Raw genomic sequence first — 24,468 nt, 5'->3', positions numbered from 1 at the left:
TAATAGAATGCAGAAAGATAAGACCCGACTTAACTCAATAAGGGTGACGACTGCCGGAATTTCGGGGGGGGGGAATTCGCATAGAATCAGTTATTTAGATGTTGTGAAAGGTGCGCTGATAATCTTGCTCGTGTTTGCACATTTCAGGTCGGCACTCAATAGAACTGATTTTAAGAATGATTATTTCGAATATGTGTATGGATGGAATTCTATTTTCACGTGTTTCTACATGCCGGCATTTTTCTTAATTTCCGGCTATTGCTCGAACTTCAGGAAAGACCCCAAGACATTTCTTAAATCCTTACTTAAAAGTTTAGTCCTTCCGCTTTTTGCACTATCATTGGTGAATGACACTATGTATGCTTTGATGGTGACTCATCAAGACATTTCCACAACTTTATTGAAAACAATAAAGAGTGGTGGTACACTATGGTTCATTCAGGCTCTTGTCATTGCTAAAGTAATTTGCTACAGTATTCAAAAGGTCACTGATGCTCTAATTATTATGCTTATCGCTACATTCGTCTTATTGATAGCAGGAGTGGCTTTGAACCAATTCAATCTCGGAAGCAATCCGTTCTATTATCAACACGGATTGGTAGCATCTTTCTTCGTAGCTCTTGGCCTCTTTCTCAAAGAAAATCAGTCGATCTACGAGAAAGCATTGAAGTATTGTTTGTATTCATATCCTTTGTTGGCATTGATCAACTTCTGGCGCAGCCCAAATATCACGGCCTCTCTATCGGTTTCACTCAAGACCATACCTCTCTTCTTAATACTTTCAGTCTGCGGAACTTTGTTCCTCATAGTAATATGTAAGAAGATAAAAAAGTGCAGTTTCCTTGAATTTTGGGGCCAAAACAGTCTGGTGGTATATGCACTTCACTTTGCTCCTCTGGTATACTTTTTCAAATTGTTTTACGCTTGGATACAGCCAATAAGCATACTATCCTTCGTCGGCGCTTTGTTATTGCTGTTAACAACCGAATACATGTTATGCTGCCTTCTAATGAAATTATTCCAGTATAAACCATTCAAGTGGTTGTTAGGGCGTTATTAAAAAAGAAAATGAGATGAATTCAATCAAGAAAGTTATCAAAGTATTAATTCCTTTCTACTCATCATTCGTTAAATCTGCAAGTTCAGGAGTGCATAATCAGTCCTATTGGAATTATATAAGGTTCAGGTTAATAGGTAGTTGTGGTAGAGGGGGGGGGTATTATCCAGTTCATCCGACATGTACGATTGCAAATGCAAGAAAGGTCTATGTGGGTTGTAACGCATCAATAGCACGGCCGGGATGCTATATACAAGGAGCAGGAACAGTTCATTTCGGAGATTATGTGCAGTTAGCGCCAAATGTAGGAATCTTGAGTGCTAATCATGATTTGTATGATCAGAGGAAATATAATGCAGCTCCGATAGTGATAGGGGATTACTCATGGATAGGCATGAATAGCATTGTTACAGCAGGTGTTGTTTTGGGACCAAGGACAATCGTGGCAGCGGGAGCTGTAGTAACCAAAAGTTTTCCTGATGGCTTTTGCATATTGGCAGGAGTGCCTGCCAAAGTCGTCAAGTATCTCGACAAGGAGTGTTTTCAACCTTGGCATTTAGAAAATGAATATTACGGATATATTCCGAAGGAGAAATTCGAATCCGTAAGAACGAAGTATTTAGATATATAGAATGTCGCTCGGGCAAACATCAAATTCCAAACAAGCCGCTTGGGTGGCTATTGGCAGTTTCTTTTCATTCATTGTAAGTATCATCAGTTCTATGATCCTGAGTCGATTTTTCGACAAAGGAGACTACGGAACCTACAAACAGGTGATGTATGTGTATAGCACTCTGCTTGCAGTATTTACACTTGGTCTGCCTAAAGCATATGCATACTTTCTGCCAAAATACGCGACAAACTATTCAAGGGATATCATATCCAAGGTAACGAAGATCTTTTTTATTCTTGGAGCAGCATTCTCTCTATTTCTCCTGTGTTGTGCAGGCCCGATAGCATCCGTAATGAACAATCCGGATCTGAGGTCGGCATTGATCGTGTTTTCTCCAACACCATTTCTTCTGTTGCCTACAATGGGACTGGATGCTATTTACGCATCTTTTCGCAAGACTAAGTATTTGGCATATTACACGATAGCTACCAGAATTCTGACTATTATATGCATTGTTTTTCCGGTGGTTATTTTCTCAGGAAACTATATATGCGCTATTATTGGATTTGATATTGCTTCTCTGATAACGTTCTTCCTCGCTCTCTATTTGAAATCTTGGCCAGTAAAAGATGTAGAGCATCAAAAGAGTTCATTGACATATAAGGAGATATTCAAGTTTGCACTCCCGCTTTTATACGCATCCTTATGGGGCGTGATCATATCGTCGGCAACCCAGCTTTTTATTAGTAGATATTTCGGTAACGAGACTTTTGCAGAGTTTTCGAATGGATTCATGGAGCTACCATTGGTAGGAATGATATTGGGCTCTATATCCGCCGTTCTCCTCCCGGTTTTCTCTGGAATGGACAAAGGAAATGGAATGAGCAATGAGACTCTGGTTGTTTGGAACTCAGCTCTCTTGAAGTCCGCAAAACTCATTTTTCCGATGCTGATTTTTAGCGTCTTCTTCGCTGAACCGATTATGACCTGTATGTACGGAGATATATATGCTCAATCATCAATATACTTTGTCATTAAGAATTTGAGCGGACTATTTTATATTATTCCATTTTATCCGATCATTCTTGCTATTGGTAAGACTAACTCTTATGCCAATGCGCACATGATAGCAGCATTTATGATTGTAATAGCAGAATACGTCGTATGTAAAACTTTTGATTCTGCGGTTTATGTTGCGATAACTTCAGAGTTGTGCAATCTGGTTAAAATCTGGCTCTTGCTGCGTGTTATTGCAAACTATGCACACATGAAGATTACAGAGCTGTTGCCACCAAAGCCGATGACGATACTAATTATGATTTCGGCTTTAGCGTCATTACCACCATTTCTTCTTTTAGACTTTCTAAACATGAATAAGTTCATTGTGTTGTTTGTCTGCTTGGGATTTTTTTTGGTAGATTACTATGTGCTTTGTTGGATTTGCAAAGTTACTTATCGAGATATTGCAGGTGGGTTCTTAAAGAACAAATCAAGACTAAATGCAGTTGTGAAAATTTTACCATAAAAATCATACTTAATTGATGGTAGGCAATAATAATAGAGGAGAAAAATTCATATTGTTCCTCATAAATCCATTCATTTCAGCAATAACATCGATAAAAGATATTAGAGATGGAGTATCACACTGGTTCTTATATTTATGGTTTTTAGTGTTTGGTGTCGCTTTCTGTGCAGTAAGTGAGGCTGCGGATTCTTTTAGATATGTAGAAGATTTTTTAGTAGAATATAGCTATACCTGGTCTCAATATGTATTAGAGATCAATGAGTATTTCGCGTTTGAGTCGAATATCAAGGATATTTATACGTTGACGGTGAATTTCCTTGTTGGACGATTCTCCGATAATTACCATTGGACCTACCTAATATATGCAGCAGTCTTCGGTTTCTTTTACATCAAGTCGCTGAAGATATTCTTACGCCATAATAAGGTAAGTAATAACATAGTATTCTATGTATTGCTTTTCATGTTCTGTTATAGTAATCCTATATACAATATCAATGGAGTGCGTTTCTGGACGGCAGCCTGGATAGGTGTATATGTTGCGCTCAATTTTTTTGTCGAAAAAGATTATAAGAAGATTGTACTTCTGTTGCTGATGCCATTAATTCATGGGGCTTCAGTCGTCTGGGTGGTAATTATGGCAATTGCATTATTGTTGAGCCGATTCCAGAGTGTGACAATAGTACTTTTTATTGCTTCGTCCTTTGTATCTGCAGTTTCCTATTTGAATGTATTAAACGACTATTCTTTTCTATTGCCACAATTCATGCAAAATCAGATATGGTCGTATACAGAGTCAGAGATGGCGTTGGAGCGAATGAGTGGTGTGAGTGAATATGGGGCTGCTTATGCAGACTTCTTGATTGCATTGCCCGGATATTTTCATATACTATTGTCTTTTTTACTTATTATCAATCGCAGGAAGATAAACCGGAATCCACATGCGGGTCATCTATTGACTATCATGCTTGCATTGGCAGCTATAACCAACTTCCTTTCTGGAATTCCATCGATGGGGAGATTTCAATATTTTGTAATTCCATTCTTGGTTATTGTTTGGGCGCAGAACTATGAAATCTTAAAGAAATATGATAAATACTTCTATGTAGTTCCGTTCATTTATGCTTACTCTCTTCTTTATTGGTATCGACGAATGAGCGCTATTACCGAACTTTATCTATACGCATTTCCAGCTCCATTAACAGTAATAAAATATCTTTTCTTATGAAGATCTTGATTATATCAAATCATGCATATCCCGCACAGGGGCCTCGAGCGTTTCGCACGACTGAACTCTCTGAACAACTTGTGAAGATGGGGCATGAAGTGATTCTCTATACGGTTCACGGCAAATATGACTATACCCAATATGTCAAAGATACGGGAGTAATCAGACGCGACATAAATCCGAAATTTGCGACAGCCGCTAATGATGAGACAAAGAGATACAATCACTTTGATAAGTTTATGTTCCACTTTTTCCATCGTTTATTAATGTGGCCTCAATGCGAATTCCATTTTTCAGTAGGGAAGATTATCAAAGAAAATCCGAATATGGATATGCTGATTACCATTGCATATCCACATTCAATTCATTCCGGGGCTGCCCGTGCCAAAAAACTCTATCCAGAAATTTTCCCAAAGACCTGGATTTGCGATTGCGGAGACCCGTTTATGCTCAATCCGTTTATCAAAGCACCAAAATTCATGAAGCGTTTTGAGGATATGTGGTGCTCAATGTGTGATTATATTGCAGTACCTACCAAGGAGAGTTATAAGGGCTACTACGAGCGGTATTGGGGTAAGATCCGAGTGATCCCTCAAGGTTTTGATATCTCAAAGACTCCAATTGCGGAGTACAAAAAGAATGTTGTTCCTACCTTTCTCTTTATGGGGTCTATATATCCTGGTGTTCGCGATCCTCATTCATTTATGGACTATCTCCTAAAGTTTAATAAGCCTTATAGATTTATTATGATGATGCGCACTCCTCTTGAAGAAAAGTATGTAAAGGAGTCTAACGGTCAGATAGAGTACATCACAGGCAAAGGTCGCGAGGACGTGGTATGGGAGTGTAGTAAGGCAGACTTTCTGATCAACGTCACAAATCCATCGATGGTCCAAACTCCAAGTAAGTTGATTGATTATGGCATAGCAGGCCGCCCTGTGCTGGATGTGACGAATGATTTCTCTGACGCTTCTGCTTTCTTGAAGTTCTATGAAGGAGATTATTCGGGCGAGCGTAAGGTTGACTTCTTGGATAACTATCGAATCGAGAATGTTGCTCGTCGGTTTGTTGAATTAGAGAAATAGTGCGCTATGAGAATTAAAGGAAAAGAAATCAAGATAAAGCAGATATTCTATTTGGTTTTGTACTATGGCTTCGCTCGGTATTTACCTAAATCCAACACATTTGGCAATATAGGGGGTGAAATTCGTTACCTAATTTGTAAACAGATATTTAAGAGGTGTGGGAAGCATGTGAACATTGAGCGTAAAGCTTATTTTGCTTCAGGAGTAGATATTGAGATTGGCGACTATTCCGGTATCGGAATAAATGCCCAAATCCCCAACGGAACAATCATAGGGGATTATGTAATGATGGGCCCCAATTGCTTTATTCTCGATGTTAATCATGATGTCTCTGATGTGTCTCTACCAATGGCATTACAAGGAAGTACAGAAAAAAAGACTACTCAAATAGGTAATGATGTATGGATTGGCAGAGATGTACATATGACTCCTGGAAGAACTATTGCAGACGGATCCATCATAGCAATGGCATCAGTTCTAACCAAGGACTTTCCGCCGTATTCCGTTGTAGGTGGAAATCCTGCAAAACTAATAAAAAGTAGAAAATAGGTGAAAATACTATTAGCGACCTCATCCGTAACACCTAATGCGGGCATTCCTTCCTTCAATAGAGAGCTTTGTCGCCTTTTGAATGTGGAGAATGAGATGCATTTATTGGTCGATGAAAATATTGAGTCGTATAGAGGATATGCAAAGATATATTCTATAACCGGAATCAATATCTATAATTTTGAAGATGCGTCTGAACTTCTGAACAAATTGCAGGTTGAGAACTATGATGTGATAATCAATAGTAATTCACATATCATGTCGTTGTTAGCGGCATTTGTAGATGATAAGACACGTTTGATTACAGTATCTCATTCATTGGGTACAATGGATTGCGATAATGCAGCCTTCAATAACGAGTATATTGACAATATTATAGCATTGTCCAGCAGTTGTAAGGATTACATCAGCCATCGCTTCGGTATAAAGAATAACGACAAAATCAAGGTAGTGTTCAATTCTGTTGCAGATAACCCTGAAGCAGAGGCTATGAAAAAGTCCAAGATGGCAGCTGACAAAGTAAAGATTGTTTTTGCCGGAGGGTCTGCAGCAAGCAAATCTCCAGACCTTGTGGTTCCTATTGTACATAAGTTGTGTAAAACAGACTTGCCTTTCGAGTTCTATTGGTTAGGTATTACGACTCCTCCGCTTAAGAAATTCCAACCGTTTGATGATATTCGCCAGGTATTGCCAGAAGATGAAAGAGTGATAGTAGCTGGTCTTATCCCTCAACAGAAAGCAGCGGAAATCATAGCCTCATGTAATGTATTCCTTGCTCCTTCTCGAAGAGAAGGTTTTCCAATGGCTTTGTTGGAGGCAATGAGAATAGGTTGTATTCCCGTAGTGTCAGACTTCAAAATTGCAAATCAGGAGATTATTCGAAACGGAATAAATGGCTACGTTATCCCTCACAAGGATGTAAAGGCATTTGTTGATCGGCTTTCTGATATTGTTAAGAATCATGAGAACTATAAGAGAGTATATGAAGAGTCCTATAAAACTTTTATTGAGGAGTTGAGTTTCCCCGTTTGGAGAAAGCATATTCACTCTGTTATAATTGAGAATTCTGCAACTCATAAGCAAAGGACGGCAATAACAAAGTCTGCATTTAGAAAGGTCGTGTGGCGTTTCAAAATGCTCGATAAATGCAATCTCATCGAAAATCACATGAAAGAAGTTTTGCCTTGTGCAATCAAATTCTACATGTATTATACCAAACTAAATTAATATGCCAGTAGTTGAAGATAAAGGCAATTGGAGAAGCCAGTTGAATTCTAAATTAGCGAACATTATCGCTAATGTGTTGGGACAGCGCGTGAATTACACTATCCGTTATTATCGTCACCGTGGACATCTGCCTAATTTCAAGCATCCTAAAGATCTGTCGGAGAGAATCCTTTCATCAATGCTCTCGAAGGATTTCTTGAAGTATGCGGATTATGCAGATAAAGTGAAGGTGCGTGAGTATGTGAAGGCGAAGGGGCTTGAAGGGATTCTCCTGAAGCAGTTTGGTGCTTGGGAGAATGCCAGTCAGATTCCTTTTGACCAACTGCCTAACCGCTTCATCCTAAAAGCAAATAACGGTAGTGGTGGACACTATATTTGTACTGATAAGTCAAAGATAGATATTCTTACTGTCGTCAAGAATATGGATGCAACTCTTCTGGAAGTCTCACATCTTCGTAATACAGAGCCTCATTATTGCGCCATTAAGCCGATGATTCTAGCAGAGGAACTGATGGGTGATGGTGCTACTCTTCCTACTGACTATAAGTTCCACTGCATCAAAGGCAAGGTGGCAGATGTATTCGTGGTATGCGGGCGTGAGTCCGGAGCTAAATATTGCACATTGGACACTAACTGGCAACAACTCCCTTACACCAAGCCTGAATTTATGCCAGCAAGCATGCCGCCAAAACCTGAACACTTGAAAGAGATGGTAACCCTTGCAGAAACACTCTCCAGCGACTTCGAATTTGTCAGAGTAGATCTCTACGATTTCGATGGAAAGATTTATTTCGGTGAGCTGACATTCAGCCCGTGGGGTGGCATCATGAATTCATACTCGAACGAGGGGGTAGAAATCCTCGGGCGTAAGTTTGACGAATAATCTTCAGTATGAAGTTTATTTTTTGTGGCGATTTCGTAAGCCAAGATCCTAAAAGCATACAGGTTGACCTGCGACTACAGAATTTGTTTAAAGATGCAGATTATGTGGCAGTCAATTTTGAAGCCCCTGTGAGAGGTGTGGGAAAGCCGATATGCAAAAGTGGTCCTTCGTTGACTCAATCAGAAGACTCTCCAGCATTCATTGAAAATCTTGGCGTCAATATTATCATGCTGGCGAACAATCACATGATGGATCAAGATCAGGAAGGATGTGAGGCGTCTATTAAGGCATTCAAGGGTGAAACACGTATCATTGGTGCAGGCTGTTTTGATGATGCATACCGTCTGCATGTTATAGAGAAAGATGGTGTTAAGGTTGGCCTCTTATGTTTTGTTCATAAGGAGTTTGGTGCTTTAGGGCTTGATGCAACGTCATTGGATTACGGTACTGCATGGATCAATCATCCTATGGTAAATAAGACCATCCTGAATGCAAAGAAGGTGTGTGATGTTTTGGTTGTGCTTCCTCATGCAGGTGTGGAAGATATGGTCGTTCCTCTTCCAGAGTGGAGAGCTCGCTACAGGGAGTTTGTCGACATGGGAGCCGATGCAGTTATCGCATCTCATCCACATACTCCACAAGGATGGGAAGAGTACAAGGGGAAAATGATCTATTACAGCCTTGGCAACTTTTTCTTCCAACTCTTCTCTAGTCAGCATGGAGCAAATTGGTATAAGGGTTTGGTAGTTGAGATGAACATCGATGAGAACAAGAATCTTTCCTTCGATGTGCATAATACAAAATTCTCAAAATTTAGTCTTGAACATGATGAAAGTATGGAATGTAAGAAGTACAATGACTACTTGTGCGAACTCTTGAGCAATGAAGACAAGTATTGGGATTATTTGAATAGGGACCTCAAAGCTCTTTGGCCAGAATATAAACTCTACCTGCTCAGAGGTTTGGCAGCGATTGCTCCAACTACCAACATACACGTTCTTTCTCATGCAGCCTATGGTTTGCTGAAAGGTCCGGATATCCCGATGATGCTCAATAATTTTCAATGCGAAAGCCATCGGTGGGCAATTGAGAGGATGTTAAGAATGCAGTAACATCAAATATAGATTTCTAATAGCATAAGTGGATGCGACACATTGCAATTCGATGCTGTCTGCCAAAGCCGAAATAGAAATGTAATTATATGGCAAAGAAAATTGCGATGCTCTTCCCTTATGCACCATCATATAGGGAAGCGATATATAAGTTGATGGACAAAGAACTGGATGTGGATTGGTTCTTCTGTGGTAATGCGAAGCGTAATCTGAAGTTGTTCGATTACTCTTTGCTCAAGCATTGTGACCTATCCATGGAAGAGACGAAAGTTCTAGGCACAGTCGTGTACTATAAAGGAATCAAGAAGCTAAACCTTCAGCGGTATGACGCTATTATTTGCCCAGGAGTTATTCGAAGTTTATCTGAGTGGTGGCTCCTTCAGAGAATGGGAAAGGGTATGAATTATTCCAAGATTTATCTATGGACTCATGGATGGTATGGCAAGGAATCTCGTTTTCAAAAGATCGTCAAAAAATTTTTCTTCAAAAAGGTGGATGGTTTCTTCTTATATGGAAACTATGCCAAAAGTGAAATGATTAAGAATGGCTTCGATGCTAGAAAACTTCATGTTATTAGGAACTCGCTTGATTACGATAAGCAGTTGGAACTTCGCAATAGCATAGTTGAGTCTAATATTTACAAAGAGCATTTCAAGAATGACTTTCCAACAGTCGTCTTCATTGGCCGTTTAACTTCCGTCAAGAAACTTGATCAGATTGTAAAGGCCGTAGGCATTCTCAAGCAAAAGGGCGAGAACTATAATATCGCTTTTGTTGGGGATGGTGAAATGCGTCAATTATTGGAAGCAGAAGTTGCTAAATATCAACTTCGGGATAATACGTGGTTCTACGGTGCATGCTTCGATGAGAAAACGAATGCCGAACTCATATATAATGCAGACCTTTGTGTAGCTCCTGGCAATATCGGACTTACAGCGATGCATGTGCTGATGTTCGGTTGTCCTGCTATTTCCCACAATAACTTTAAGCGGCAGATGCCTGAGTTTGAGTCAATCATTCCTGGGCAGACGGGTGACTTCTTTGAATATGACAACGTTGATGACCTTGCTCGTAGTATCTCGCGGTGGTTTGCTTTAAAAAGCGGGTGCCGTGAGGAGGTTCGTAAGACATGCTACAAGGAGATTGATGACTATTGGAATCCACACTATCAGTTGAATCTCATTAAAAAAGTGTTTGAGGGTAAATGAAATCAATGGATATTAAATACTTGATTTTTAATGATATGTCTCGATGTGATGGGGGCCTTCGCGCGCATCTTTCGTAACGTCTTTCTCGCAAGGAACTCCAGTCTAAAATTTATTTTTTGGTTCAGGTGCTGTAAGTCAAATAATCGCGTTATTCGCACATTTGCAAAGATTCAACGAGTTAGACTAACAAGAAAGTACGGTGTCCAGATTTCGGAAATGTGCACTATAGGACCGGGGTTGGAACTACCACATTGTTTACCGATAGTTGTTCACTATAACGCCAAAATCGGAAAAAACTGCACGTTGCATCAGTTTGTGACAATAGGTGGTAATGGCAGAGGAAAAGCCCCGATAATCGGAGATAATTGTTTTGTTGGTGCTGGGGCTGTAATTATTGGTGACATAAAGATTGGTAATAATGTAACAGTAGGAGCAAACGCTGTTGTGACGAAGGATGTGCCTGATAATGCAACTGTGGGAGGCGTACCTGCTAAGATTTTGCATTATAATTATCCTGGGATGTTTATAAAAAATCCAATTTAATGAAATTATTAAGACGTTTCATGGGGAAATGTTGTCATCTATTCCATATAAATGTTTCCAAAATCTTTGCTCCGCAAGGACGAGTACTGATGCTGCATTGGGTAGGGGACGAAATACAGGATGAAGAGACAGAACCCTATCGCATCTCTACTGAACAATGCAGACGATTCCTCGTGTGGCTGAAATCCAAGAATACAATCCGCCTGGAGAATTGGGAACGAGAGGAAGATTTTTATGCTCTTACCATAGACGATGTGCCTGAAAACTTCTATTACAATGCGTATCCTCTGCTGAAAGAAGCAAGTATTCCTTTCACCCTTTTTGTGAACGTATCGCTTTTGAATAAGGATGGTTTCATTACAAAGGAGCAACTCGTTGAAATGTCTAAATGTGAACTTTGCACAATAGGCTCTCACGGGGTTAGCCATGGAGAGTTTGCCTTGTTCAGTTGGAAACAGGCCTTGCGTGATCTGAAAGATTCCAAATGTGAACTGGAGCAGATAATTGGAAAGCCAGTTGAGATGTTTGCTTTTCCGTATGGTTCGTATTACGCTTGTGGTTATGCTAACAAGCACCTGGCGGGAGATGTGTATAAATATGCCTTTGGTACTGTGGCTTGTCCTATCACGAAGCCTTCGCTATTGAAGATATACTATTTGCCAAGGATTAATGTCGACATGGAATTCTTGAATTTATTATGATGAAAACAGTAAGTGTCATTATACCGTTTCATAGTCATATTGATTGGTTATATGAAGCCATAAAGCATATGTTTATCTCTAATTGCTTAACAATAAAACAGATGAAACATGCAACCTAAATTCTCTGTTGTAATGCCCGTATATAATGTTGAGAAATATCTTCGAAATTCAATTCAGTCAATTCTCAACCAAACCATATCAGATTATGAGTTGATATTAGTGGATGATGGTTCACCTGATAACTGCCCTAAAATTTGTGATGAGTATGCTGCTCAATATCCTCAGGTGCGAGTTGTCCATCAAAAGAATGTTGGTTTGTCAAGTGCCAGAAATGCAGGCTTTGCCATAGCAAAGGGTGAGTTTGTGTATTTTCCTGATAGTGATGATATTATTCACCCTGACACGTTGGACTATTTCAAAAGAGTAATAGAAACAGTACCCAATGTGAAGTATATCATTTCAGATTTTCAGGATGTAACAGAAGAAGAGGCATTCAAGGCTGCTGGATATGATCATGGTATCGAAATATATTCACGCTCTCAAATACAAGTATTGTTCCTAAAACGTCAGATTAGGATTTTAGCTCCTGGATCATTGCTGAATATCAATTGGTACAAAGATAACAATTTGACTTTTGAAAATAATCCATATGGAGAAGATCAATTATTCATTTGGAAAGCCCTTCTTCATGTAGATGAGGTTGTGCATATCAAAAAACCTTTGTACAACTACCTTCACCGCCCTGGTTCGATAATGACAGCATCCGGTGTACAGAAAATTATAAAAGCATATCCTTTCTTCCTAGACTTGCAAAATCTTTATCAGAGGTCAGAGAATGCTGCTCCTTTTGTGAAGAAATACTTGCTGCCGCTCTGGGTAAGAGGAATACTCCACTCATCTGCCAAAATTATTTCATACTCTGAATATAAATTGGTTCTTGTAACATTTGAAGCAAATAAGCATTGCACAACCCTAAAATCATATCCGTCAATTATTGTAAGAACTTTATCTCATTCTTATTTCTTAAGTAAAAGAATATTTTATTTGGTGAATAAATTCCTATAAAAGAACGATAGATAATCTTGCATCGGAAAAAAGGGCTGTAAAGAATATTTAATCTATAATATCTCTATTTTTTTCTGGTCGTTTGTTTTTTTAAGAAAAAGTAGGAGGAGTCTTGCTGCAATTAATTGTATGTTAACTCCAATTCTGCAATCATATCGGATAATTCAAGATCCATATAATACAAATGTCTCCTCATTTGTGGAAGAGACTATCTCCATTAAATCATCTTGCCGGCAACAGACTTTTAGCGTTGCTGGATGTATAGTATCATATCAATTCCAAGTACTTACGGATTTATCTCAACATTCTGCTACAAAATTCAATCGCCGATATTTCGGCCAGATTCTCTTCGATGGACTGATGGTAGTTGCCGTTGCATACAAAAATTGGTTAGGTAAATATCGCATAATCGCATAAAGTAAGGTATATGGGTAATAAGAAGAAAATACTGTTCGTGTGCCAGTATTTCTACCCTGAGATATTTCGTGGTAATGATGTCGCCTTTCATTGGGCAGAGGAGGGACATGATGTGCATGTAGTGACCGGCATTCCGAACTATCCGGATGGGGTATTCCATAAAGGGTATGGGATGTTTAAGAACAGAAATCAGGTGGTGAATGGAGTACGAGTGACACGTCTGCCTATCTTTCCTCGTGGCAACAATAAGATTATGCTGATTCTGAATTATTTCAGCTATTTCATAGTGGCTTGGGGATATGTGCTGTTTCTCGCTATCAGCCATAAGTACGATTTTGTGTTTGTGCAGCAGTTATCGCCAGTTATGATGTCAGCTCCTGGTGTTCTTTATAAGAAACTTCGTAAGGTGCCTCTCTATACTTGGGTGCTGGATTTGTGGCCGGAGAGTCTGGCTGCTGCAGGAGGTATCAACAATAGACATATTCTGGGATTCTTTAATCACTTTGTAAAGAGTGAATACAAGTGGAGTGATAAGATACTGACTAGTTCGAAGAGTTTTGATCTGAATATTCTGAAGTATGGGAATTACAAGGATAAGATTGTGTATTATCCTCAATGGTCAGATGGTAATGGTTCGAACATGGATTGCACGAATCTCGCGGATATTTTAAATGAGAAGGGGATTGATGAAGAAATGGTTTTTGATGAAAGAAACTTCAAGGTGATGTTTGCTGGTGCTGTAGGAGAAGCTCACGGAATGGAATGCAATCTACAAGCTGCATTGCTGACAAAAGAGCGCAAAGATATTAAATGGGTGATTGTGGGTGATGGACGCAGGATGTCTTGGGTACAGCAGTTTGTAAAGGAACATGGGCTTGAAGAGACGGTATTGACTTTGGGAAGGTATCCGTCTGAAACTATGCCTCTGTTTTTTAAAAAAGCAGATGTAATGTTGGTTTCGCTTACGGATTCGCCTCTATTCAATTTGTATGCTCCTGCAAAGATCAGTTCGTATATGGCTGCGGGTCGTCCTATCATTGCAAGTCTAAATGGTGAGGGCGCTGAAGTGGTGAAGGATGCTGAATGCGGATGGCATGTGGCACCTGGTGATGCACAATCGCTTGCTAAACTTGTAGTCCGGCTCTCCGAAACCGCCAAGGAGACGTTGGCTCAAAAGGGTGCCTCTGGTAGAGCCTTCTATGAAGAAAATTTTATGAAGGAGAAATGTTTGAGGAACCTTGATGAGATAGTAGGATGTTAAAACGATAATCATAAAATGTAATATTGTTTATGAATACTATTCTCATATACGGAATCATCTTCGTAATTCTTATTGCTTTAGAGTTGGTATACTTTAAGATTGCTGATACATTCAACATTATTGATAAGCCTAATGAGAGGTCGAGCCATTCGACGATTGTTCTGAGGGGTGGTGGAATTATTTTTCTTTTTAGTCTTTGGATATGGAGCGTATTTTTGAGCTTCCCATATATCTGGTTCCTTTTGGCTGTGACTCTCGTTGCCGGTGTTAGTTTCATAGATGATATCCGATCTCTGCCCGATTTTGTAAGACTAGTGGCTCAATTTATTGCCATGGCGATGATGTTTTATCAGTTGGACATTTTGCACTTGGATATGTGGCGGATAGTAATTTTGGCTCTTATCGTATGTGTGGGTGCGTCAAACGTGATTAACTTTATGGATGGCGTAAATGGTATAACGGGTGCCTATGCTATGGCATCTTTGATTCCACTCGCCTTGCTGAATAATACAATGGATTTTGTGGAACAGTCGTTGATTGTGACAGTAGTGTTGGCTGATATCGTATTCTGTTTCTTCAATTTTCGCCAAAAGGGAAAGGCAAAATGCTTTGCTGGTGATGTGGGTTCAATCGGGATTGCATATATACTTCTGTTTCTGATTGGTAATCTTGTACTCGCAACTGGAGATGTAACCTTCCTGATCTTCCTTCTCGTATATGGTGTGGATGGCTGCTTGACTATTGTGCATCGTATTCTGTTGCATGAAAATCTTGGTGAGGCGCATCGTAAGCATGTGTACCAACTTATGGCGAATGAGTTGAAGATAGGTCACGTTAAGGTTTCGAGTTTCTATGCGTTGCTGCAATTGGTGATTTCGCTTGGCTTTGTGTACTTGTGTCCTGATACGGTCGTAGCGCATTGGATTTATTTGATAAGCGCAATTATTGTGCTTGCATTGATATATGTGTTGTTTAAAAAGAAGTATTATCATTTGCATGAAGAATACCTTGCGTCTTTAAAAAATGGACAATAGAGATAAAACGCTTTCATCTTGCCCCATCAGTATGTAACTTCGGTTGTGTAATACTTGCAGGAACATGGCACACGGTTGAAGTAATAGAATCATCAGTAATTTATGAGACGAAAGTGGCTGCGAGACGCTTGATGAATTTATTGCAAAAAAGGATAACTCTGAAAATTCCGAAACATTGCCAATTATCTACCTATTGGAAATATTAAAAATAATTCGCATTTTTATATCACAGTATAGAGATGTCATAAAGTGTAAAACGATCGCTACAACCCCGTGACCTTAAAAATAAAGAACTGTTATAACATATTGATGCATAAAGGGCAAAAACATTTGGGTCCGATCCCTGTTTTGAGGGGGGGGTAATCAATGAATTGTCGTCCGCTTTTCTTTTTTGTTGTGTGTCGCAAATGTACGTTGTGAGCTTAATTGTAAAAAAGTAGGTTACATTCAATGACGTGCTGTATATTCCTGAATGAGACTGATTCTGCGTAGTTTAGTAATATCGCTGTGCTCCCTCAATTTGGTTTTAATGTATCGTAGATATCCCTTCGAGCGCATTGTTCGTATTCGGGAAAAATGTCCACAGCCGCGGCTTGTTTCGTTTTAAGTTCAGATAGGCGTTTTGAGGCGTTTGTGGATGTAGGTGGTCTTACCGGTTTTGCTGTCGGTTGTACACTCCTTGAGGAAGTCCGTTCACTTTGCAGCCCATTTGTCGAGCATGCCACATTATGTAGTTGTTTCTGCGGCCTATGCACTTTTGCAGGTTGTGATCTCGTTCGGAGCCATCTATCTGCCAGTCAACGGATGGGTTTATTTCGGGATTGTAGTCGTATTGCTTTCCATTGCCTACGTGTTGTTCAAAATGAAATATTACTGTCTTCACGAAGCATATCTTCAAACGAAAAGGTAAAAATAGTAACGGCGGTGTATTGGCAGGTCCCGGAGTTCATGCTTTGGGACTTGTCCGTTATATGTAAACGCAAAAGCCGCAACCTTTTTAGGTTGCGGCTTTTGCGTTGGTTGTCCGTCGGCTACCGTCCTCCGGTGACGGGCTGCAGCAGGAAGTTGAATGAGTAGTCGCCGTAGGGCAGCAGGTATTCGGGGCGGGGGAGCCGTCCCCAGCTGTTGACGCAACCCAGTCCGGACTGGACGCTCTCGATATTGACGTGCGTGCGGCCGTCGGGCACGAGGTCGCCCGGGTGGCGGACATATTCCGGCGAGCCGTTGTCGAGCTGCGGGATGGCAAACGGGATGGCCGATGCCGAGAAGTGGCGGTCGGAGCAGATCTCCACGCCCAGGCCCGAGTCGTCGGTCAGCCGCCACCAGCGCAGTCCGCTGCGCGTTCCCGACTCCTGCGGGCTGACGTATTTCATATGGAACTGGTCGGCGACACGCTGGGCGTAGCGCCCCACGAAGGCGGCGCCGGAGCGGTCGGCGTAGTTCTCCATCGGGCCGCGGCCGTAATATTCCACGGCGTCGAACATGCCCGGGGTTTCGAAGGCCATGCCGAAGCGCATCAGGTCGGCGACGTCCTTGCGCGCGGGGTCGGCGGTCATCGTTTCGCTGACGCGGACCGAACCGTCGGCAGCGATCGAATACGTCAGATTCAGTTTCGCACCGACGTTTGGGAGCGTGTAGTCTGCGATGGCTTTCACTTCGCTGTCGCCGGGCGTAAGGGCGAAGCCTGTGAGCTGCGGTTCGGCTTTGGCCCACATCTGGCTGTCGGGGTATTTCCCGGTCTGGCGCACGCCGAGGTCGTTGTCCGTGGCTGCGCGGTAGAAGTTGGGCCGCACGGGACCGGCCAGCAGCTCGACGTTGCGCAGGCGGTAGGAACGGATGAAGCCGCTCTTCGGATCGAACGAGACCGAGAATCCTTCGCCCGAAACGGTTTTGTCCGCCACGCGGAGCGTCCCGGCGGGAGCGGTCGCGGCGAAGCGTGCCGCGGGGTCGTCCCCGCGCAGCGTCAACTGGTCGGCGGCGACTTCATAAAGTGCGTCGAGCAGTCCCTGCCGTTCGCGGAGCTGGTAACGCACCGTGAGCAGCAGTTCGCCGCCCAAGGCATAGACCTGTTCGGGTTTGTAGCCCAGCGTCACGGCGGCGGTGGTCTGCGGAGCCACGTCGAGACGCTCGACCGTGCCGCTCAACACGGGCTGTCCGTCGGAGGTGATCTCCCAGAGCAGGCGGTAGGGCGAAAGGTCTGTGAAGAAATTCTCGTTATAGACGTTCACGACGCCGTTTTTCAGGTCGCGGGGCGTGGTGTGAATCGGCCGGTGCTGGTGCTTCACCTCGTAGGCGTGGGGATGCCACGAGCGGTCGGAGGCCAGCACGCCGTTGCAGCAGAAGGTGCTGTCCGAAGCGTCCGTGTCGTTGTAGTCGCCGCCGTAACGGTAGGTCAGCCGGCCTTCGGGACTGCGCCAGGCAAGGGCCTGGTCGGCGAAGTCCCAGATGAATCCGCCCTGGTATTTGGGTTCGCGGCGGATCATGTCCCAGTACTCCTTGAATCCGCCCATCGAGTTGCCCATGGCATGGGCGTATTCGCACTGGATCAGGGGTTTCTGGGGATTCTCGGCGAGGTATTTCTCACACTGCCCGTAGCTCCAGTACATCGGGCAGACGATGTCGGTGTTGTAGTCTCCGTGGTAGGAGGCCTGCTCGTATTGCACGGGGCGCGACGGGTCGAAGGCTTTGATCCAGTCGTAGCAGCGTTCGAAGTTGGGGCCGTTTCCGGCCTCGTTTCCCGTGCTCCAGACGATGATCGAAGGGTGGTTGTAGTCGCGCAGCACCATGCGGCGGTTGCGGTCGAGGTGCGCGGCGGCGAAGGCGGGGTTGCCGGCGAGGTTCTTCGACTTGTCGCGGTAGTGGTAGCCGTGCGATTCGACGTTGGCTTCGTCCACGACGTAGAGACCGTACTCGTCGCAGAGGTCGTACCACAGCGGCGTGTCGGGGTAGTGGCACGTGCGCACGGCGTTCATGTTGAGGCGTTTCATCTCGCGGATGTCGCGCACCATCTCTTCGCGCGTGACATAATAACCCGTGTTCGGCTCCATTTCGTGCCGGTTGACGCCTTTGATGAGGATCGGTTTGCCGTTGACTAACAGCTGCCCGCCGCGGATCTCGACCTTGCGGAATCCGACGCGGAAGGCCGCGGCTTCGGTCACCGAGCCGTCGGCGGCCAGGGCTTCGGCCGTGAGCGTGTAGAGGTTCGGGGCTTCGGCGCTCCACTGCTTCGGGGCGGCGACTTCGAACGTCGTTTCGGCTGCGTTGCGGCGGGGGCGGAGCGTGCGCGCGTCGAGCGTGCGGCCCGCCGCGTCGCGGAGCGTCAGCCGTACGCTGCCGATGCCCGGCGTCGTGGCGATTTCGGCGCGGAGCGTGCCGTTGCGGTAATCGTCGACCAGATCGGGCGTCAGCCGTACGTCGGCCAGCCGGCGTTTGTCACGGGCGTAGAGGTAGCAGTCGCGGCCGATGCCCGAAAGCCGCCAGAAGTCCTGGTCTTCGAGGAACGAACCGTCGCACCAGCGGTTGACGCGCATCACGATCAGGTTGTCGCTGCCCGGCGTCAGGTAACGGGTGATGTCGAATTCGGCTTCGAGTTTGCTGTCTTCGCTGTAACCCGCTTCGTGGCCGTTGACCCAGAGCGTCACGTTCGAGGTGGCCGAGCCGATGTGAATGAATATGTCGCGGCCCTTCCAGTCGGCGGGAACGGTCACCGTGCGGCGGTAGAGGCCCGTGTAATTCTGTTCATGGGGAATCAGCGGAGGTTTCACCTCGAAGAACTTGTGCCACGGGTAGGGTTTGTTCGTGTAGACCGGGTCGCCGCAGCCGTTCAGCTCCCAGATTCCCGGCACGGGCATTGTGCCCCACGACGAGTCGTCGTGTCCGGAGCGGAAGAACCCTTCGGGTTCGGCTCCCGGTCGGTCCACGCGCAGGAAGGACCATTCGCCGTTGAGCGTGCGGTAGAAGGGCGAGCGGGTGTAGTCGTTCTCGGGAATGGCTTCGGCGGCCGTGGGGAAGGCGATGAAACTCGTGCGCATCGGCGCGCGGCCGACTTCGAAGCATTCGGGATCGAGCCAGCGTTCGGCGGGGGCTTTCGCCGAGGCCGCCGTGGCGGCGAAGAGTGCGAGCAACAGCAGTCTTTTCATTTTTCGGTGGTTTGGGGGTGGCAAATGTTGTGTCGGAACAAAAATAATAAAAAAACGAAACTTTCGCAAGTTATATAACGAAACCTTTCGTTTTTACCCGGTGAAGAGGCCTTCAAGGGCGTGTTTTTGAAAATTTGACGGATTTTCGGCCGAAAGTTCAGGAATTTACAGGGAGGGTTCTTGTGATCTTAAAAATTTTTACTATATTGTTGCCCCGCATATAACCCGAAGGCCGGAATATCCCCGCTCCTGCCGGCCTGTTTTGAATGGTTCCATTTCTAAAAAGACAATGCTTATGAAACAAAAGAAAATGCTTGCACTGACCCTTTCCCAACTCGTACTGCTTTATCGTCAGGAGTTTCCCGGCCTTGCGGCCCTTGCCGACGCCAGCGGCGACGGCGAACGGTTTCGCATGGGCCTCCGGGAGTTCGTGGACGCACACCGGGCGGCGGAAGGCGAAGCGGCGGAGCAGATTCGACTGTTGATCGACTACGACGGACGCAGCGTCCGCGAATTATCCACCGACCGGCAGCTGGAAGTCAGGACCCTCACGCTGCTGTGGCAGTTTCTTACCGGAAGGCTCGAAAACCCCGAAATGCCTTCCGACCTGTTCGTCGATCTGTACCATCTCTTCCGCCTGCTGGATGCTCCGGAGATTCCGCTGCCTTCGCCCCGGCGCGTGCGCAGCCGCACCGAACGCTGGCTCTCGGGACAGGACGACGGGGTGCGGGCCATCCGCGCCGACAACCGCGAACGGATGCTCCACCTGCTGATCCAGAAGATCGGGAACCGCAAGTCGAAGGTTCCGTCGCGCTTCCAGTTCGCCGACGGCATGACCTACGAGGAGAAGTACCGGCAGGTGGCCGCCTGGTGGGGCGATTTCCGCTTCCAGCTGGCGATGGCCGTGAAAAGCCCCTCGGAACTGAACCGCTTTCTGGCTGGCTCGCTCTCGTCGGAGACGATGTATCTGCTCTCGAAGGCCCGCAAGAAGGGAATGCCCTTCTTCGCCACGCCCTATTACCTTTCGCTGCTCGACGTCACGGGCGGCGGCTACGACGATGCCGCCATCCGCAGTTACATTCTTTATTCGCCGCAGCTGGTCGAAACCTACGGGCAGATCCGCGCCTGGGAGCGCGAGGACGTCGTCGAGGCCGGACGACCCAATGCCGCCGGGTGGCTGCTGCCCGACGGACACAACATCCACCGCCGTTACCCGGAGGTGGCGATCCTGATTCCCGACACGATGGGCCGCGCCTGCGGCGGGCTGTGCGCCTCGTGCCAGCGCATGTACGACTTCCAGAGCGAACGCCTCAATTTCGAATTCGAGACCCTGCGCCCCAAGGAGAGCTGGGACCACAAGCTGCGCCGCCTGATGAATTATTTCGAGGAGGACACCCAGCTGCGCGACATCCTCATCACGGGCGGCGACGCCCTGATGAGCCAGAACAAAACCCTGCGTAACATTCTCGAAGCGGTCTGCCGCATGGCCGGCCGCAAGCGCCGGGCCAATGCCCGACGCCCCGACGGGGAGAAGTACGCCGAATTGCAGCGTGTGCGCCTCGGGTCGCGCCTGCCGGCCTATCTGCCGATGCGCGTCAACGATGAACTGGTCGAAATCCTCCGCGAATTCCGCGAGAAGGCCTCGGCCGTCGGCGTGAAGCAGTTCATCATCCAGACCCATTTCCAGACGCCGCTCGAAGTGACGCCCGAAGCCGAGGAGGCCATCCGGAAGATCCTTTCGGCGGGGTGGCTCATCACCAACCAGCTGGTCTACACCGTGGCCGCTTCGCGCCGCGGGCACACCACACGCCTGCGCCAGGTGCTAAATTCGCTCGGTGTGGTCTGCTACTACACCTTCTCGGTCAAGGGGTTTCAGGAGAATTACGCCGTTTTCACCCCCAACAGCCGCTCGATGCAGGAGCAGGTCGAGGAGAAGGTTTACGGGCGGCTCACTCCGGAGCAGGCGGCCGAACTCGACGATTTGCTGGCTGACGGGACGGATACGGCTGCGAAAATCCGCTGCTTCATGCGTCGTCACCACCTGCCGTTTCTGGCCACGGACCGCAGCGTGCTGAACCTTCCGGCCATCGGCAAGAGCATGTCGTTCCGGCTGGTGGGCATCACGGCCGAGGGCAAGCGTCTGCTGCGTTTCGACCACGACCGGACGCGCCGCCACAGCCCGATCATCGACAGTATGGGCGAAATCTTCATCGTCGAGAACAAGTCGCTGGCCGCCTACCTGCGCCAGCTGGGCAAGATGGGCGAGGACCCCGAGGACTACGCTTCGATCTGGGCCTATACGCACGGCGAGACCGAGCCGCGTTTCGGGCTTTACGTCTATCCCGATTTCGGGTTCGCGACGACCGACCGGGTGAGCAACCTGGAGTTGGAGTGACGCAATAACCGGCATATGATTTGCGTTTGTATTCAATGATTATTGAATGAATGCAAATTATGAAAAAGACGATTCACAGAGCCGCGACCCGCGGGTATGCCGATCACGGCTGGCTCCGGACCCACCATACTTTCAGCTTCGCCGGATACTACGATCCCGGGCGGATTCATTTCGGCGCCCTGCGCGTGCTCAACGACGATACCGTGGCCCCGGGCGAGGGGTTCGGAACGCATCCCCACGAGAATATGGAGATCGTTTCGCTCGTTCTCTCGGGCGCCTTGAGGCACGGCGACAGCATGGGCAACATGCAGCTCCTCAAGCCGGGCGAATTGCAGGTGATGACCGCCGGTACGGGCATCACGCACAGCGAGATGAACGCCAGCCGCGAGGAGCCGGTGAAGTTCCTGCAGATCTGGGTCATCACCGACGCCGAGGGCCATACGCCCCGTTACAACCAGATCGAACTCGCGCCCGCGAAGCGCAACGAGTTCCGGCTGATCGTGGCTCCCGAAGGCCGCGGCGGGGAACACGTGGGATGGATTCACCAGACGGCATGGTTCCATACGCTCGACCTCGACGCCGGGCGGGAAGCCCGGTATCGCATGAATCTTCACGGCAACGGGGCCTATGTTTTCGTGATCGAAGGCACGGCCGAGGTCGCGGGCGAACCGCTCGGTCCCCGTGACGGCATGGGCATATCGGACGCCGACGATTTTCTGATCCGCGCTTCCGAAAACGCACGGCTGCTGGTCATCGAGGTCCCGATGATCTGATGTGCGGCAGCCTGATGTGAAAAACCGCCGGAGTCGAATGCTCCGGCGGTTTTTTAGTGTCAGGCGGCGTCCTAAAACTCCGAGGTGAAGTGGAAGCGGATATCCTTGAAGTTCTCCTGCGCGAGAGCCAGCCCGTAGCTGGTGTCGGCGAGGAAAACGTCGCGGCCGTGCTTGTCCACGGCCATGTTGGTGTGCTTGCGGCGCTTGAAGTCGGCCAACTGCGCGGCGTTGTCGCTGTCGATCCAGCAGGCCTTGTAGATCGAGATCGGCTCCCAGCGGCACGCGGCGTTGTACTCGTGCTCCAGACGGTACTGGATGACCTCGAACTGGAGCGCGCCCACCGTGCCGATGATCTTGCGGCCGTTGAGCGAGCTTGTGAACAGCTGCGCCACGCCCTCGTCCATCAGCTGGTCGATGCCTTTGGCCAGTTGCTTGAATTTCAGCGGGTCGGCGTTCTCGATGTAGCGGAACTGCTCGGGGGCGAACGACGGAATTCCGGTGAAGCGGAGCTTCTCGCCTTCGGTGAAGGTGTCGCCGATCTTGAAGTTCCCCGTGTCGTGCAGACCCACGATGTCGCCCGGATAGGCGAAGTCGATCACCGACTTTTTCTCGGCCATGAAGGCCGTCGGGGAGGAGAATTTCAACTGCTTGCCGCTGCGTACGTGGAGGTAGTTCCTATTCCGTTCGAACGTGCCGGAACAGATCTTCAGGAACGCGATGCGGTCGCGGTGGTTGGGGTCCATGTTGGCGTGGATCTTGAAGACGAAGCCGGTCATTTTCGGCTCCGCAGGCTCCACCTGCCGGGTTTCGGTCGGCGCCGGGCGCGGCGAAGGGGCGATGCGCACGAAGCATTCGAGCAGTTCGCGCACGCCGAAATTGTTCACCGCCGAGCCGAAGAACACCGGGGCCAGTTCGCCCCGCAGGTAGGCGTCGCGGTCGAACTGGTCGTAGACGCCCTCGACCAGTTCCACGTCGGAACGCAGCTGGGCGGCGAACTTCTCGCCGATGTAGCCTTCGAGTTCCTGCGAGGCGAGGTCCGAGATTTCGGCCGTCGAGGCGTCGGCCGTGAGCTTTTCGTCCGACGTGAAGAGCGAGAGGTTCTTCTCGTAAAGGTTGTAGACGCCCTTGAACGTGGGTCCGTTCGAGATCGGGAAGGCCAGCGGCCGCACGCGGATATGCAGTTCCTTCTCCACCTCGTCCAGCAGGTCGAACGGCTCTTTCGACGGGCGGTCGAGCTTGTTGATGAAGACGATCACGGGGGTTTGGCGCATGCGGCAGACCTCCATCAGCTTGCGGGTCTGGGCCTCGACGCCCTTGGCGCCGTCGATGACGATGATCACCGAGTCGACGGCCGTCAGCGTGCGGTAGGTGTCCTCGGCGAAATCCTCGTGGCCCGGGGTGTCGAGGATGTTGATCTTGCAGCCCCGGTATTCGAATCCCATCACGGCCGTGGCCACCGAGATGCCTCGCTGGCGTTCGATCTCCATGAAGTCGGACGTGGCGCCCTTCTTGATCTTGTTGCTCTTGACGGCTCCGGCCACGTGGATGGCGCCGCCGAACAGCAGCAGTTTTTCCGTAAGGGTGGTTTTGCCCGCGTCGGGGTGGGCGATGACGGCGAAGGTCCGCCGCCGGGTTATCTCTTCCTGTTGTGTCATG

The 24,468-nt window shown here is 47.1% G+C and carries 20 protein-coding genes; 18 read left to right on the top strand and 2 right to left on the bottom strand.

The window, feature by feature from the left end; all coding sequences use genetic code 11:
* The first annotated feature begins 7 nt into the window (after positions 1–7).
* The 16 genes from DWW03_RS17030 to DWW03_RS16740 all read left to right on the top strand — a co-directional run bounded on the left by DWW03_RS17030 (position 8) and on the right by DWW03_RS16740 (position 15,711).
* Positions 8–1,060 (top strand): acyltransferase family protein, encoded by a 1,053-nt coding sequence (locus DWW03_RS17030; RefSeq protein ID WP_118406198.1) that lies wholly within the window; start codon positions 8–10, stop codon positions 1,058–1,060.
* A 13-nt stretch (positions 1,061–1,073) separates the two neighbouring features.
* A complete protein-coding gene (locus DWW03_RS02125) occupies positions 1,074–1,688 on the top strand; it encodes an acyltransferase (protein WP_118406197.1) in 615 nt (204 codons plus the stop codon).
* Between the two features lies 1 nt (position 1,689).
* Positions 1,690–3,195, top strand: coding sequence for an oligosaccharide flippase family protein (locus tag DWW03_RS02120; protein ID WP_118406196.1), 1,506 nt, complete (start codon positions 1,690–1,692; stop codon positions 3,193–3,195).
* A gap of 16 nt (positions 3,196–3,211) precedes the next feature.
* On the top strand, positions 3,212–4,420 hold the full coding sequence (locus tag DWW03_RS02115; RefSeq protein ID WP_118406195.1) for an EpsG family protein: 1,209 nt from the start codon (positions 3,212–3,214) through the stop codon (positions 4,418–4,420).
* On the top strand, positions 4,417–5,505 hold the full coding sequence (locus tag DWW03_RS02110) for a hypothetical protein (RefSeq protein WP_118406194.1): 1,089 nt from the start codon (positions 4,417–4,419) through the stop codon (positions 5,503–5,505). The genes DWW03_RS02115 and DWW03_RS02110 overlap by 4 nt, the downstream gene beginning before the upstream one ends.
* 6 nt (positions 5,506–5,511) lie before the next feature.
* Positions 5,512–6,054 carry an acyltransferase gene (locus tag DWW03_RS02105; protein WP_181989593.1) on the top strand — a complete coding sequence of 181 codons (543 nt, stop codon included), beginning with the start codon at positions 5,512–5,514 and terminating at the stop codon, positions 6,052–6,054.
* Complete coding sequence (locus DWW03_RS02100) at positions 6,055–7,281, top strand: glycosyltransferase family 4 protein (RefSeq protein WP_118406193.1); 1,227 nt, start codon at positions 6,055–6,057, stop codon at positions 7,279–7,281.
* 1 nt (position 7,282) lies between these two features.
* Positions 7,283–8,164 carry an ATP-grasp fold amidoligase family protein gene (locus DWW03_RS02095; RefSeq protein WP_022062276.1) on the top strand — a complete coding sequence of 294 codons (882 nt, stop codon included), beginning with the start codon at positions 7,283–7,285 and terminating at the stop codon, positions 8,162–8,164.
* Positions 8,165–8,172: 8 nt separating this feature from the next.
* A complete protein-coding gene (locus tag DWW03_RS02090; protein ID WP_022062275.1) occupies positions 8,173–9,276 on the top strand; it encodes a CapA family protein in 1,104 nt (367 codons plus the stop codon).
* A gap of 89 nt (positions 9,277–9,365) precedes the next feature.
* Entirely contained in the window at positions 9,366–10,484 is a 1,119-nt protein-coding gene (locus DWW03_RS02085) for a glycosyltransferase (RefSeq protein ID WP_118406192.1), read from the top strand.
* Positions 10,485–10,721: 237 nt separating this feature from the next.
* On the top strand, positions 10,722–11,027 hold the full coding sequence (locus DWW03_RS16515) for a serine O-acetyltransferase (RefSeq protein ID WP_181989592.1): 306 nt from the start codon (positions 10,722–10,724) through the stop codon (positions 11,025–11,027).
* On the top strand, positions 11,027–11,728 hold the full coding sequence (locus DWW03_RS02075; protein WP_022062272.1) for a polysaccharide deacetylase family protein: 702 nt from the start codon (positions 11,027–11,029) through the stop codon (positions 11,726–11,728). Before DWW03_RS16515 ends, DWW03_RS02075 begins: the two co-directional genes overlap by 1 nt.
* Before the next feature lie 108 nt (positions 11,729–11,836).
* A complete protein-coding gene (locus DWW03_RS02070) occupies positions 11,837–12,793 on the top strand; it encodes a glycosyltransferase family 2 protein (RefSeq protein ID WP_022062271.1) in 957 nt (318 codons plus the stop codon).
* A 427-nt stretch (positions 12,794–13,220) separates the two neighbouring features.
* On the top strand, positions 13,221–14,471 hold the full coding sequence (locus DWW03_RS02065; RefSeq protein ID WP_022062270.1) for a glycosyltransferase family 4 protein: 1,251 nt from the start codon (positions 13,221–13,223) through the stop codon (positions 14,469–14,471).
* A gap of 29 nt (positions 14,472–14,500) precedes the next feature.
* Positions 14,501–15,505: an MraY family glycosyltransferase gene (locus DWW03_RS02060; RefSeq protein ID WP_022062269.1), complete on the top strand. Its 1,005-nt coding sequence runs from the start codon at positions 14,501–14,503 to the stop codon at positions 15,503–15,505.
* The gene (locus DWW03_RS16740) at positions 15,475–15,711 is read left to right on the top strand and encodes a DUF6016 domain-containing protein (protein ID WP_220399774.1); all 237 of its coding nucleotides are present in this window, start codon (positions 15,475–15,477) and stop codon (positions 15,709–15,711) included. Before DWW03_RS02060 ends, DWW03_RS16740 begins: the two co-directional genes overlap by 31 nt.
* 825 nt (positions 15,712–16,536) lie before the next feature.
* Here DWW03_RS16740 and DWW03_RS02055 read toward each other — a convergent pair.
* Positions 16,537–19,644: a glycoside hydrolase family 2 TIM barrel-domain containing protein gene (locus DWW03_RS02055; RefSeq protein WP_022062268.1), complete on the bottom strand. Its 3,108-nt coding sequence runs from the start codon at positions 19,642–19,644 to the stop codon at positions 16,537–16,539.
* A gap of 295 nt (positions 19,645–19,939) precedes the next feature.
* On the opposite strand from DWW03_RS02055, the gene DWW03_RS02050 reads away from it, so the two are divergent.
* Together DWW03_RS02050 and DWW03_RS02045 are read left to right on the top strand one after the other, a co-directional pair.
* Positions 19,940–22,039 (top strand): KamA family radical SAM protein, encoded by a 2,100-nt coding sequence (locus tag DWW03_RS02050; protein WP_022062267.1) that lies wholly within the window; start codon positions 19,940–19,942, stop codon positions 22,037–22,039.
* Positions 22,040–22,098: 59 nt separating this feature from the next.
* Positions 22,099–22,812: a pirin family protein gene (locus DWW03_RS02045; protein ID WP_015547370.1), complete on the top strand. Its 714-nt coding sequence runs from the start codon at positions 22,099–22,101 to the stop codon at positions 22,810–22,812.
* A gap of 71 nt (positions 22,813–22,883) precedes the next feature.
* Here the strand turns inward: DWW03_RS02045 and DWW03_RS02040 are convergent, their stop codons facing one another.
* The gene (locus DWW03_RS02040; protein WP_015547371.1) at positions 22,884–24,467 is read right to left on the bottom strand and encodes a peptide chain release factor 3; all 1,584 of its coding nucleotides are present in this window, start codon (positions 24,465–24,467) and stop codon (positions 22,884–22,886) included.
* Position 24,468: the final 1 nt, after the last annotated feature.

Origin of the sequence: Alistipes sp. AF14-19 (genome assembly GCF_003461645.1) — a bacterium.
GTDB classification, from domain to species: Bacteria; Bacteroidota; Bacteroidia; order Bacteroidales; family Rikenellaceae; genus Alistipes; species Alistipes shahii.
This window is presented reverse-complemented; position numbering and strand designations above follow the sequence as displayed.